General features: G+C 64.4%; 9 protein-coding genes. 5 read left to right on the top strand and 4 right to left on the bottom strand.

Annotated features, from left to right (window positions below):
* Positions 1 to 45 precede the first annotated feature (45 nt).
* A complete protein-coding gene (locus tag WBP07_RS30970) occupies positions 46 to 960 on the top strand; it encodes a LysR family transcriptional regulator (RefSeq protein ID WP_395397073.1) in 915 nt (304 codons plus the stop codon).
* Between the two features lie 326 nt (positions 961 to 1,286).
* Here the strand turns inward: WBP07_RS30970 and WBP07_RS30965 are convergent, their stop codons facing one another.
* Positions 1,287 to 2,129, bottom strand: a complete 843-nt coding sequence (locus tag WBP07_RS30965; RefSeq protein WP_395397072.1) for a glycine zipper 2TM domain-containing protein — start codon at positions 2,127 to 2,129, stop codon at positions 1,287 to 1,289.
* 327 nt (positions 2,130 to 2,456) lie between these two features.
* Between WBP07_RS30965 and WBP07_RS30960 the strand changes: the two genes are divergently transcribed.
* Positions 2,457 to 3,038 carry an outer membrane protein gene (locus tag WBP07_RS30960; RefSeq protein WP_395397071.1) on the top strand — a complete coding sequence of 194 codons (582 nt, stop codon included), beginning with the start codon at positions 2,457 to 2,459 and terminating at the stop codon, positions 3,036 to 3,038.
* Between the two features lie 228 nt (positions 3,039 to 3,266).
* On the opposite strand, the gene WBP07_RS30955 is transcribed toward WBP07_RS30960, so the two are convergent.
* Complete coding sequence (locus tag WBP07_RS30955) at positions 3,267 to 3,602, bottom strand: hypothetical protein (protein WP_395397070.1); 336 nt, start codon at positions 3,600 to 3,602, stop codon at positions 3,267 to 3,269.
* Positions 3,603 to 4,236: 634 nt separating this feature from the next.
* Between WBP07_RS30955 and WBP07_RS30950 the strand changes: the two genes are divergently transcribed.
* From WBP07_RS30950 to WBP07_RS30940, 3 genes are all read left to right on the top strand, one after another.
* A complete protein-coding gene (locus WBP07_RS30950) occupies positions 4,237 to 4,902 on the top strand; it encodes a Crp/Fnr family transcriptional regulator (RefSeq protein ID WP_395397069.1) in 666 nt (221 codons plus the stop codon).
* Positions 4,903 to 5,259: 357 nt separating this feature from the next.
* Positions 5,260 to 6,606 (top strand): gluconate:H+ symporter, encoded by a 1,347-nt coding sequence (locus WBP07_RS30945; RefSeq protein ID WP_395398288.1) that lies wholly within the window; start codon positions 5,260 to 5,262, stop codon positions 6,604 to 6,606.
* Between the two features lie 13 nt (positions 6,607 to 6,619).
* Positions 6,620 to 7,297, top strand: coding sequence for a FadR/GntR family transcriptional regulator (locus WBP07_RS30940; RefSeq protein ID WP_395397068.1), 678 nt, complete (start codon positions 6,620 to 6,622; stop codon positions 7,295 to 7,297).
* 2 nt (positions 7,298 to 7,299) lie between these two features.
* Here the strand turns inward: WBP07_RS30940 and WBP07_RS30935 are convergent, their stop codons facing one another.
* Together WBP07_RS30935 and WBP07_RS30930 are read right to left on the bottom strand one after the other, a co-directional pair.
* Positions 7,300 to 7,785: a gluconokinase gene (locus tag WBP07_RS30935; protein WP_395398287.1), complete on the bottom strand. Its 486-nt coding sequence runs from the start codon at positions 7,783 to 7,785 to the stop codon at positions 7,300 to 7,302.
* A gap of 279 nt (positions 7,786 to 8,064) precedes the next feature.
* The gene (locus tag WBP07_RS30930) at positions 8,065 to 13,500 is read right to left on the bottom strand and encodes a hypothetical protein (protein WP_395397067.1); all 5,436 of its coding nucleotides are present in this window, start codon (positions 13,498 to 13,500) and stop codon (positions 8,065 to 8,067) included.
* Positions 13,501 to 13,511: the final 11 nt, after the last annotated feature.

Here is a 13,511-nt window from a genome sequence, read left to right as displayed (position 1 = left end):
GGGACGGGAATGGCACCAGCCAGGGCCACAGAAAGGGAACGTGCGATGGATCTCGACGACTTGCGCAGCTTCGCGATGGTCGTGCGTTACAACGGCTTCTCCGCCGCCGAACGCGCCACGGGCGAGGCGCGGGGCAAGCTTTCCAAGCGCGTGGCGAAGCTGGAGCGGGAACTGGGCGCCCGCCTGCTGGAACGATCGACCCGCAACGTGCGGATCACCGAAGTCGGCCGGCAGGTCTATCGCCAGTGCGAGATCATTGCGGAAGGGCTGGCCGCCACGCGCGCCATTGCCGAACGCGCGCGCGAGGATGTGAGCGGCCTGCTGCGGATCACCTGCCCGCCCGGCCTCGCCCGCTTCCTGGGGGCGGAGCGGCTGGCCTCATTCCTGGCCCGCTATCCGCTGGTGCGCGTCGACATGCACCTGACCAGCCGCCGCGTGGACATCATCCGCGAAGGTTATGACATCGCCCTGCGCGTGGATGTCGAGAAGGAAACCGATCTCTCGCTGACGATGCGCCAACTGGGCCGGGGCCAGCGGATTCTGGTAGCCAGCCCGGAATTTCTGGCGGAATTGACGGCACCGGTGACGATCGAGACGCTGCAGTGGTTCCCCACTTTGTCGGTGGGCGAACATGCCGAGCACCACCGCTGGGACCTTGTCGGCGACGATGGCCAGCAGCATCGCTGTTTCCATCAGCCGCGCCTGTGCAGCAACGATTCCAGCATCGTGCGCGATGCCGCGTTGAACGGCCTTGGCATCGCGTTGCTTCACGAACGTGCTTGCCGCGATGATATGGTGCGAAATCGCCTCGAACGCGTTCTACCGCAATGGCATACGGCCGAAGGCATCATCCACATGGTCTTCGCCACGCGTCTGGGGATGTCGGCCGCCCAACGCGCCTTCATCGAGCACTATGCCGATCAGCCGTTCTTCACCAGCGAAGCGACCTTCGAAGACTGACGGCTCCTTTTAGGGCGTAAACTCATAAATGGCACCATCGAGGTTTGAGGCAAAATGGTTCAGCGCCAGAAGGGAAGGCGCCGGAATATGTCGATATTTCAAGGCTTCCTGACGCAGCGATGGACCATTTTGGTCAAATCCCGAAGGGACGCCCAAATGGCTTCCATCTCGAACCGAAGCGACCTTGGACGGGCAGCCAGCCCGCCCGGCGGTCCCTTCGGCCCGAGTTGTTCGCCATTTGGGCGCCTCGATGGTGCCATTTATGAGTTTACGCCCTAGCAGGGGAGGACGATCATCGCCCTCCTCCGCTGCAATTTCTCAGCCGGTCAACGGCGCGGGCCACCGTAATGGCCGTGGTAGCCGCCCCGATAACCGCCGTAGTAGCCATGGTACGGACGGCCGTAGCTATAGTGACGATAATACCAGTTGCGATAGGGATAGGGGCGGTAGGTCCAGCGGTTGCCTACGTATATCCACGGCTGATACCAGACGGGTGCCGCGTAATAGTAGGGCTCGCCATAGCTCTGGTAATAGAACGCCGGCGCACCACCGCGCACGACATAGCCGGGAGGGCAGCCGGGGCTGGTTTCTCCGGAACTCGCGCTGCCGACCGCCGCACCGCCGACCGCGCCCATGGCCCCGCCGACCACGGCACCGGCACCGCGATCATGCCGCCCGGCGACGCTCGATCCAAGCAACGCGCCTAGCAGGCCGCCGATCAAGGCACCCGAACCGGCGTTGTTGCCCGACCGCACGCAGTAACGCTGCGCCCAGTCCTCCGCATGCGCCTCGTAATAGCGGTCCTGATCCATCTGCTGCGCGTAGGCCGGGTCTTGCTGATAGCCCGGCGGAGGCGGAGGCGGCTGTGACCCGTCATACCCTTGCGGAGCCGTGTTGGCGTAGCTGTCCAGCGGCGGCGAGGCATAAGGCTGCCCGTACTGGCCTTGGTACTGGTCCTGATACTGGCCTTGGTTCTGGCCGTCATACTGCCCCTGATATGGTTCATAAGGCGCCGGCGGCGGAGGGGGTGAAGGCGGCGGCGGAGGCGAATAGGGATCGTACGATCCAGGCGGCGGGTAATCTTGCGCCGAAGCGCCTGCGAGAGGCGTCGTCACGGCGACCAGCCCCACCATCATATACGCTCCCGCCTTTTGCAGCCTGCCAGCCATTTCGATAATCCTGTCTTGTCCAGAACCCCTAATTTGCCAATTCGAGTGTGAACTGCCGCTGACGGGCAACGTTATGAAACATTATAAGATGTAACGAATTGTCCCGGCGCGGCCCCGCCTGTCTTGCTGCCCGGCACGCATGCCCGGCGCACCACCCGGCATCCCCGCCGATGGAAGCGCACCCGAAGATGGCGGAGAACTGCCGAAAGGCCATGCGATTGTCTCCGCTAGGGAAACAGTCTGTCGAACACTATTGGAATTATCCCGGCGCGATCAAGGGACCATATCGCCCCTGTCCAGGAGGACAGCAATACAGGGATAACAACAATGAAGACGTTCGTAGCAGGGATCCTCGCCGCAGCATCGGTGTTCGCAGTCTCCCCCGCATTTGCGGATGCGTTCGAGGGCCCTTACGTCGGTGTGCAGGCCGGCTGGAACCATGACCGCGTGCGCGGCGCCGATACCGACATTGGCGACCTTGACGTGCGCGACAGCCGCGATTCCTTCACCGGCGGCGCTTTCGCCGGCTACAATTACAAGATCACGCCGAACGTGGTGATTGGTGCCGAAAGCGGCTTCAATCTGGGCGCGGACGATGCGGTGCGCAGCGGCGCCGCGGTCCTAGACCCGAACTACTCATTCGACCTGTCCGCCCGTGCCGGCTACCTCGTCACCCCCAAGACCATGCTCTATGTACGGGGCGGCTACGAGAACATGCGCGCCCGCGTTTCGGACGGCGTGGCGCAGGGCCATGAAACCTTCGACGGCTGGAGTGTCGGCGGCGGCGTGGAACGTGCGATCCTCGACAACGTGACCGCGCGCCTCGAGTACCGCTATTCGGACCTGGGCAGCAACGGCAACGGTTTTGACCGCCATCAGGCACTGGTCGGCGTCGCCTACCACTTCTGACGCTTTTCCCGAGGCCGGGGCGCACCATTCGCGCTTCGGCCCCGGCAGTATCTCCCCCCCGCCGCGCGATGCCCTTCCCCTCGGGGCCTCGCGCGGATACTGCGTTGGGCATCCCGCTCGGAGGCATGCCCAAACCACAATGAGGCCTCGCACGCTCGCAAGCGTCCGAGGCCTAGTCTGGGTCGTACATCTGTCGGGGCTTCCGGATCGGATGCCCCGGTGATCAGCCTATTCCGCCTGCGCCGGTGCCGGAATTGGGGCATCGAAGCCCCGCATCAGCAGTTGGCTCCATTGGGTCAGGTTTTCCCCCATGTCCCTCATGGAAGCGGTGAAGAAGTGGGCCCCGACCTGAGAGGCCGCAGCGGCGTCCGGCGATCGCGCCAGTTCGTCAAGGCAAGTAATAAGGCGATTGCGGGCGGCGGCAGCCTGGTTGGCGAACTGGGCCTGAATTTCTTGCCCACTGGTCAAAAACTGTTCGACTGCGGCTTTTGCATTGGAGGAAATCTGCTCGTTCAATGATTGGGCATGGTCGAAACCGTTTCCGAACGCGGTGAATGCAATCATTTGCCAACCTTTGCTAGAATGCGTCTGGCGCGACGCGGAACAACTTCAGATACAATCAGTCGCCGTCAAATACGGCCCAGAGCCGTTGCTGAAGCGCCCGCGATTCAGTGGGGGTAAGCGATGGCCGCCCGTCCCTGTCCTCATGAGACCATGATCTGTGTGGCGGCGCGGGGACATAAGATGACGCACGCGGCCGATTTCCCCTTGCGGCGAAGCCCATGACAAATCCTCCATCCAAGGAATTTGAGTAATCAGGCGCTGTCTTTCCCGCCGGATAACTCTTCAGACAATTCTGGAATCGTATATTCTCTACTATCCAGCCCTCTCCAGAACCTCGACGAAATACTTAGCGGGGATCTTACATGCAACAAAGAGGAAATCTTTGTACGGCCCCGTACATTGGGCCCATACGGCTACCACTCGCGGTTACCGGTGTCAAAATTAATGAGTAAATTCCCTTTATTTACTAATACCGCATTTTAATTCGGAATATTTTTGGGAACCGCAACGAAGATCGGCAGTTGCACTCTTTTGATAACATGGAAAAACTCCTGGCGTCGGAGTCAGGGGGAGGATTCTGCCAATGATTGGCGGGCTGGACCAAAGATGGACCTGCAACAGGTTGTTGCTGGGCATGCAGCCTGACGATGGAGCGCGTTTGCGCCCGCTGCTGCGCAACGAGACGCTGGCCGCGCGCAGCTATCTGGAACGCCGCGGAGAGCTTCAGGAGAAGATCTACTTCATCGAAACCGGCGTCATTTCCAACCTGGAGACCAGCGATATCCGCACGCCGCTGGAAGTGGGAGTAGTGGGCTGCGAAGGCATCGTCGGCGCGAGCGCCATCTGCAATCTGTTCCCCCAACGCGACAGTTGCGTTCAGATCGAAGGCGCGGCGCTGACCCTAGACCGTGAGCAATTCCAGGCCCTGGTGATAAGCAGTTCGACGCTGCTGGCCTACTTGCTGCGTTATATCCAGACCCAGATCGTCCAACTCAGCCTGGCCGCGAGTGCCGGGGTGCGGGCGACCGTCCAGCAGCGGCTCGCGCGAAAACTGCTGATGTATCATGACCGGATCGGTCAGGACGACCTTCCACTGACGCACGAGAACATGTCGATCATGCTGGGCGTCCGTCGCGCAAGCATCACGCATGCCATTCACAATCTGGAGGCCGAGCGCTGGATCAAGGCCACGCGCGGACTGGTGCAGATACGCGATCGGGCGGGGCTCATCAAATATTGCGGCCCGTTCTACGGCGTCGCCGAAGCCCGCTATCTGGAGATAATGGGCCATTCGCAGTAAGTTGCCGGCTCTGCCAAATTGCCGCCCGAATTACCGACAGTCCGTTCACGAAATCGCCGGAACGCATGTGCCCGGAGCATCTCCGGCGAAGCTCCAAGCATGACCATAGTCCGCCGCCACTATTTCCGGGCATGGCGACAGGAAAATCGGTCTGACAGATTTCGCGAAAATGTGGCTCTCGGCATGGATTGAGCTGGAATACGGCTGCTACGCAGCTATAACCTGTCCAACAAATCCGGCGGAACTATCCCGTCAAAACAGAAACAAGACACAGGAGAGGTGGGGAATGACGCTGTCATTTCGCCGAACGCAGTCGTTCGGCCCATGGAAGCGCTGCGCGATCGGAACCGGCCAATCATGACGCCGGAAGATATCAAGCTGATCCTATCCGCCATCGCCGGCATCGCTCTTTCGATCGCACTCATCGTCCGTGGCCGCCTTCACCCATTCGTCGGGCTGCTCTGCGGCGCGTTCACGGTGGGTGTGCTTGCCGGGATGCCGTTGAACGATACTGGTAAGGCAGTAGAGAAAGGTGCCGGCACCATCCTAGGCGGCACCGGGCTGGTGGTGGCGCTTGGGCTGGGGCTCGGCGCGATGCTGCAGTTGTCGAAAGGCGCGGCCGGGCTGGCCCGCGCCGCACTTGGCGTATCGGGGGTCAGGGGCGCGCCTTGGGCAAGCCTGTTCACCGCGCTGCTGATCGGCCTGCCGCTGTTCTTCGAAACCGGTCTGGTGCTGCTGCTACCGATCGTCGCGTCGGCCGCCGCAGCCTTGCCGAAAGGCTTGGATGACGACGATTCCAAGCTGAGGCTGATGCTGCCCGCGCTGGCCGGCCTCACGGTCGTCCATGCGCTGGTGCCGCCGCATCCGGGGCCGCTCCTGGCCGTGAACGCGCTGGGCGCGAACCTTGGGCTTACACTCGCCTATGGACTGCTGGTGGGGATACCCACCGCGATCATCGCCGGACCAGTGCTCGCGCGTTTCACCGCGCGCGGTGTCAAGCTCAGCCCGCCGCTGCTTGCGCCCAGGACGATCGACATCGCAACTCCCTCCATCGGCCGGGCGCTGGCGGTGGTTCTGCTACCCGTCGTGCTGATCGGGGCAGGCCAGGCCGTGGTTCTCGCTCCGCCGTCGCTGGCAGATCGGCTGGCTTGGCTGCGCTGGATGGGCGATCCGGTTATCGCGCTGCTGCTGGCAAACCTCTGCGCCTTGCCGCTGCTGTTCGGGCGACGCCTTGGCGAGCGGCATATCCAGGAATTGATCTGGGCGGAGGCGATGGCCCCGGCCGGCGGCATCCTGCTGGCGATCGGCGCGGGCGGTGCACTGAAGCAAGTGCTGGTCACGGCCGGCCTGTCCGACATGTTGGTTCGCCTTGCCGGCGGCGGCGCGATCTCTCCGCTGCTGCTGGCCTGGGGCATCGCGGTGTGCATCCGCCTCGCCACCGGTTCGGCAACCGTCGCCACGATCACCACGGCCGGCGTGATGACCGGCCTTGTCGCCCATTCCGGGGTAGCACCGGAATGGGTGGTGCTGGCCATCGGCGCAGGATCGGTGTTCTTCTCTCACGTAAACGATCCGGGCTTCTGGCTGGTGAAAAGCTACCTTGGCACCGACATGCCCGGTACCTTCCGCACATGGTCGATCATGGAAACCGTTGTGGCGGTGGTCGGCCTCCTGCTGGTGCTTGTGGGCAGCAGCCTGTTCTAGAGCCGGAGCTTCGATGAACCAGCCACGCCTTTCCGATCATGCCTATGCGGGCATCGTCGAGATCATCAAGTCCGGCAATCTGGAGGTCGGCTCGCGCCTTCCGTCCGAGGCGAAGCTGGCGGAGATCTTCGGCGTTTCCCGCGCCATCGTGCGCGAGGCACTGGTGCGCCTGGCTTCCGACGGGATTACCGAAGCGCGGCGCGGTGCCGGCTCTTTCGTCAAGAGCCGGCCATCGGACCGGCTGGCCGCCTACATGCCCATGAGCGAGTTGCCGGCCACGCTGGGCAGCTACGAAGTGCGCTTTGTACTGGAGGCGGAAGCCGCCCGGCTGGCCGCAACGCGCCGCACTTCGCAGGAAATGGCACATGTGGAGGAGGGATTGGAGATGCTGCGCGCCGCCCTCCTCTCCAACGCCCCGGCCCATGCCGAAGACATGGAACTGCACCGCCGTATCGCGGCGGCAACGGGCAATCCCGCCTTCCTGGCCGCGTTCGACGCGCTTTGGCCCTATGTGGAGAAGATCATGCGCGCAGGCGTCGATATCTCGCGCTCCCGCGCACCGGACGTCATCGCCACGATGCTGCGTGAGCATGAAGTCATAGTGGAAGCGATCCGCGCGCAGGATCCGGAGGGTGCCGCGCTGGCCATGCGCTGGCACCTATGGGAAGGCCGCCGGCGCCTGATGCCGTGAACTCAATGCCCGCGAAATGCCGTCAGGACGCGGTCGCGCAGGATTTCGAGCGATTCCTCGCTATCGAGAACCAATGCGTTCTCGCGATCCAGCGGATACTCCAGCGTGGCAAGCTGGCTGTCGAGCAGGCTGGCCGGCATGTAATGCCCTGGCCGATTTTTCATCCGCGCGTAGAGCTTCTCACGGCTTGCCTGCAGCAGGGCGAAACGAACGGGCGCGCCAATCGCCGCACGCAGGCGGTCACGATAGACGACCTTCAAGGCCGAGCATGCAACCACGACGCGGCCTCGCTCCGAAACGGCCTTGGCGGCAGCCTCTCCCAGTCGGTCGAGCCACGGCCAGCGATCCGCGTCGCTCAGCGCCTGCCCGGCGCGCATCTTTTCCACCGCCTCCACCGAGTGGAAGGCATCGCCTTCCAGAAAGGCGCAGTCCAGCGCTTTGGCCAGTACAGTCCCGAGCGTAGACTTACCGCAGCCACTGACGCCCATAACGATGATCGCGCCCGAGGGACCGGCAGGCGTTTCGGAAGACTCAGGCAAGCTGGAAGGCTCCTTGCATTCCGCGCGTGGCGGTGAACACGGTTCATAGATCCTCGACGCGCGTGCCGGAAACTGCAACCTCTCCCGCAAGCACCATGCTCGCCCAAGCCGATTTCCTCACGCGCCGGCCGACCATTTCGACGTAGGACCACGGCACCAAACCCAAAACCCATGAAAAAGGCCGACGCACCGTGGTGCGCCGGCCTTTCATTTTCGAACCCGTATCGCTCAGAAGCGGAAGGAAACGCCTGCGCGTCCGGCTACGCCGCTGCTGCCCGAACCGGTCACGCCTTCCACCTTGGCGAAAGCGGAGACGCCTTCGGATGCGCCCTGAACGCCCACTTCCCAGCGAGCGCGGCCGCCTTCGGCATCGTCGCGGAAGTAGAGGTCTTCACCGCCCGAAGACAGCGTGGCGCCAGGCTGGCCGTTCAATTCGCCTTCCCAGTTACCGCCGACATAAGGCTGGATCGACCAGTTGCCCGAATGCGTCTCGATACCGGCGCGCAGGCCCGCGCGGCCATAGAAGCTCTGGACATGATCGAACTTCGCGCCGACGCCGCCCTGCGTTGCCGCAAAGCCATCGAGATTGGAATCGGTCCACGAAGCGCTGGCGGACGGTTCAAGGAACAGCATGCCAGTGTTGAAGTGGTATCCAGCCTCGATCTCCACGCCATAGCTGGTCGCGTTGGTCTTCGGCGCGCTGGCTCCGTTGCCGAGTTCGTACTTCAGCGAATAGCGATCGAGCTTCGCCAGACCATGGGCGAAGAACCCGTCGGCGCTGCGATAGCGCGCATAGAGGCCGATGTTGCCGCCATCCAGCTTGATGCGGTCCCCGGTCGACTTCACCTTGCCTTCCTGCGAGACGTAGCCGCCGGTCACGCCGACGCCCCAGTCGCCGCTCTGGTTGCCGCCGTGGCCCCAGTCTACGCCGAACTGGCCGCCCCACCAGGTGTCACGCACGTCAAGGTTGGGCGTGAACGTGGTGGCGGTGCCCAGCACGGTTTCGGAATAGACCGGGCGCGAGCGATTGGTTTCGCTGCCGCCAAGGACCTGGCCCCAGAGCGCAATGCCCTCTTGCGATGCCATGGCGCGCATCTGATCCGACCAGGCATCGCCCGAACGACGCCAGTAGTGGCGCACTTCGGCGCCGGTGCGCACCAGTTCAAACGCCTGCGTGCTGGGCACGCCGACCAGATCGACATTTCCGTTCGCATCGGTGACGAGCTGGTAGTCGACAAAGCCCTTGTTGACCGCGCCGCCGTCCAGAACAAACGCACCGGCCGTGGCGGAGGTGGCGTTCACCAGACGGATGCCGTCGAAGTTGAACTTCGCCGCCGTGCTGCCGCTGAGATCGTCGATGACGATAGTGGTCGTGCCCGAAGCCGCGCCGACGTTGAGCTGGTCGGCCGACTGCGCCGCATTACTGCCCACCGCGCTGGCGCCCAGGTTGGCGTCCAGCACCACGCGCGAATTGCCGCTGCCTACGAAGGCCGCGTTGCCCAGATCGAGCACGTCGCCGGTATGGCCATTGGCAAGGCTGATCGTGCCGGAGTTGCGGAACGTGGTAACACCGGTCAGCTTCATCGTCGCCGCAGCGGCAGCCGCCGCGTTGACGTTCAGCGTGCCGCTGTTGATCACCGTGGCATTGCCCGCGAACGTGCTGTTGCCACCTTGGGCATTCCAGGTGCCGGCGTTGGTCAGCGTGGTCGAGGCCGTATCGAAGGTCATGTAACCGTTGATCGTGCCATTGTTGGTGAGCGTCGCAGCGCCTCCCGAAAGCGCGACGGCATGGTTGCTGTCCGCGCCAACGGTGCCCGAAAGCACGACGGTCTGCCCGCCCTCGGCATCCGAGACGAGGCCGTAGGTCGCGCCCTTCAGCGTGGCGGTGGTGCCCAGCGTCACTGCAGCGCTGCCGCCCGTGGTGATGGCAAGGCCTGCGCCGGTCTTCGAAGTGGTGGAGCCGCCGCTGGCCAGCGAGGCGGAAATGTCCCCGCTGGTCGAAGTCAGGCTGATGGCATCGCCGGAAGCTGCCGAAACGCTGGTGCTGGCCAGCGTGATCGCGCCGCTGCCAGACGTGGCGACGATGCCGCGCGCGTCCACACCGGTTACGGCCACGGTCTGAACCGTCAGGTTCTGTGCGCCGCTGCCGGTCTGGACGGTGATCCCGTCCGAGCCGGCGCCGCTGGTTACTACGTTCCAGCTGTCGATCTCGATCGATCCGGTGCCGGTGGCCTGGGCCGCAATGCCGATGGCATTCGCGCCCGAGGTGGTGACCGTGCCCAGGTTGGTCAGCGAGCCCGCACCGTTACCGACGTAGAAGTTCACGCCGTTGGCGTTGTCGCCCTGGGTCGAGACACCGCCCGAATGATCGACCACCGCCGCGCGCAGCAACGGCGAAGCGACCGAGCCGCCCAAGGTGACCGAGGTCGTGCCCTCATCCGCACCGCGCACGGTCACGCCGCTGGCATCGGCGCCCGTCGTGGCAACAGAGGCCAAGGTCGCCGTGATCGCGCCGGTGGCCCCGGTGCCTGTCTGCGACAGGATCACGCCCTGCACGCCGTCGCCTTGCGTCTGAACGTCGGCCAGCGAAGCGGTAATCGCGCCATCCGGGCCGTTGCCGACAAGCGAAACACCGGCACCCGTGCCGTTTTCCGCCGTGGCGACAATGCTGCCGGTGTCGGTCAGGCCGATCGCACCGCTGCCTGCAAGGGTGACGCCGAACACTTCACCCGTCTGCGTGGTGGCCGATACGTCGCCCAGCACAAGGCTCTGGCTGCCGGTGAAGTCGGTGGTCTGCACGCCATAGGCACCCGACACGCCCGATGCGGTGATCGCTCCACCGCCATCGACCACAAGGTCGCTGCCAAAGTTCGCAAGAACGCCGGTGGCCGTACCGCCGGTGCTGGTGACCGTGACCGCCGCAGGAAGGTGCAACGTCGCCGTGCCGGTGCCGTCCGCCAGTTCCACGCCGCCGGCATTGCCAGCCGCCTCGACCGTAAGACCGCCCGTCAGCGTGACCGTCTGGTCGGTGCCGCCATCGACGGTCACGCCCTGCGCGGTGCCGCTGGCGCTCGTCACCGAAACCAGATCGTTGGCCGCAAGCGAGATCGCGCCGGTATCGCCGAACAGTTCGATGCCAGACACCGCATCGTCCGCCGAAACGGTGACCGGGCCGGCCAGCGCAACCGTCTGCGCGCCGGTGCTCTCGATCGAGATGCCGGTTGCGGTGCCGCCGACGGAAGCAGGGTCGTTGGTGACCGTAAGCGCTCCGCCAAGCGTGACGTTCGCCGCGCCGTCGAGCGAGGCCGAAAGGCCAACCGCCGACGAACCCGCCGCCGAGACCGTCATACCCTGCGCCAGCGACACCGTGGCGTCATTGCCGCCCAGGTTGACGCCGAATGCCGATCCGTCGCTTGCCGTAAGGGTGAAGGTACCGTCGACATTCAGGCTGGCGGTATCGGTCGAATCCACGAGTTCAACGCCGTAGACATCGCCGCTTGCCGTGGAGAGCGAGAAATCGCCGCCCAGATCGATCGACTGGGTAGTACCTGCCTGCTGGACAAGGCCCTCGGACAGGTCGGTGCCGGTGAAATCGCCTGCAATTTCCAGCGAAACCGGGCCGGAGGCATCGCTCTGATACACTCCGTAGCCACCCGACCCGCTAGCGACGAGATTGCCGCCGAGAGTTGCGGTCTGGGAGGAGCCGCCCTCCATGCCGATGCCAAGGGCATATCCGTCGGCACTCGTCACCGAGACGTCCTGCGCCGAAGTGATCGAAAGAGCGCCGCTGCCATAGGCGAACACGCCGCCTGCCCAGTCGCTGCCCTCTACGTTCAGCCCCTTGGCGAAGTCGATCGCAACATCGGTCCCGCCGTAAACGTAAGCGCCGATGGCATAGCTGTCCGTGCTGGTGACATCGACGGTGTCTGCCGCTGTGATCGCCACGGTGCCGGCACTGCCGAAAGCCTGCACGCCATAAGCCGGACCCGTTCCAGTTACATGGAGAGCACCGGAAAGCTTCACCTGCAGGCTGGCGCCATCGCGCACCGAAACGCCATAGGCCGTGCCCGCGCCGCCGTCGACGGAAAGCGCGCCAAGGCTGGTCACCGAAAGATTGCCCGTGCCGCCGGAAAGGCTGATGGCGGCAGCATTGGCCGAACCGTTGATCGTTGCCCCGTAGGCCAGCGAAACGGTCTGATCGGTGCCGTCTTCCAGCGCGATGCCCGTGGCCGAGCCGGCCGAGTTCGTCACGCTGAACAGGTCACCCAAAGTGACGCTCTGCGCCCCGGTCGCGCCGGAGGTCGAGATGCCGGTGGCATCGCCGCGTGCCGCCGAAACCGTCAACGAAGCGCCGTTGCCGCTGCCCGGCTGCACGGAGATGTCCACCGAACTGCCGCCGGTCACATCGATGCCCTTGGCCCCCGCATCCGTGCTGGTGACGGTCAGGTTCGCGCCGGTGAAGCCCACGGAAACCGCGTCCGTTGCGCCGCTCAGCACCACGCCGCTGGCATCACCGCCGCCGCTGACGTCGAGATCGCCCGAATAGGCGGTGCCGCTGACGGTGGCAGGTGCGAAGGAAACCGTCTGCGTCGTGCCGCCGGCTACAGAAACGCCGGTTGCGTCGTTGGTCGCGGTGACATGGACGTACTGGCCGGTCCCGGTCACGCTGACCGCGCCAGTGGCATCGATCACTTCGAAGCCGGTCGCATTGGCACCGGAAACGTTGAACGTGCTGGCAGCGCTGGTGCGCGTGGCTGCCATCGCCACATCGCTGCGCTGCTGGGCCGACATGCCCACGGCATCGCCGTCCGTCGAAGTGACCGAGAAGGCGCCGTTATTGGTCAGCGCAGTCGTGCCAGCCGTCGTATCGCCCAGAGCAAGAAAGCCCGTGGCATTACCGGCACCTGAAGAGACCGCGAGAGTGCCGGTGTTGGTCGCGGCAACGTTACCCGCACTCGGCAACGTGCCGATGCCGATCGCGTCCGCGTCGCCGGTGGTCACGGTAACCTGGCTGGCATTGGTAAGCGCGATCGTGCCGCCGCCAAGCCCCGTACCCTGAATGCCATAGAGGCTGGTACCGGCCGCGGCAGCGGACGAGACATTGACGATGCCCTGGTTGGTTGCGCCGCCGTTCGTGCCGGTAATGGCAAGCCCCGCGCCGGTGGTTACGGTCGAACCGACTGGTTGCGTTACCGTGACCGTGCCGTCGCTGGCATTGGTGATCGTGGCCGTGCCGGTGCCGTTCGCGTTGGCAACCGCACCGAGCGCGCCGGCATTCACAGTGCCGTGGTTCTCGATGACGGCATCGCCGGTCCCGGTGGTTCGCGTCAGCAGGCCGGTGACGGTTCCAGTGACCTTCGAACCGCTGCGCGCGCCGATGATCGCATCATGGTCGGCCGAACCGGTAATGCTCACGCCCGTATCGACAGTGGCCGTGGTGACGACGACCGTACCGTAGAGGTCCGCCTTGAGGTCCGCCGGGGTGCCGTAGGTCGACTGATCGTAGACGATCCCGTCCGTATAAGTCGAAATGCAGGACGCCACGTTGGGATCGGACGAGGTATTGGGCACGCCGCAATTGGTGGGCGTAACGGCAACGGCCACTCCGGGTGCGATCATCACCAGAGTCAGCGCCGATGCGCCGGCCATGAGCTTGGTCTTCAAGGCAATTCTCC

Source organism: Novosphingobium oxfordense, from assembly GCF_044029435.1.
GTDB lineage: Bacteria > Pseudomonadota > Alphaproteobacteria > Sphingomonadales > Sphingomonadaceae > Novosphingobium.
Note: the sequence above shows the minus strand (reverse complement) of the source record. Positions and strands in the feature narration are given on the sequence as shown.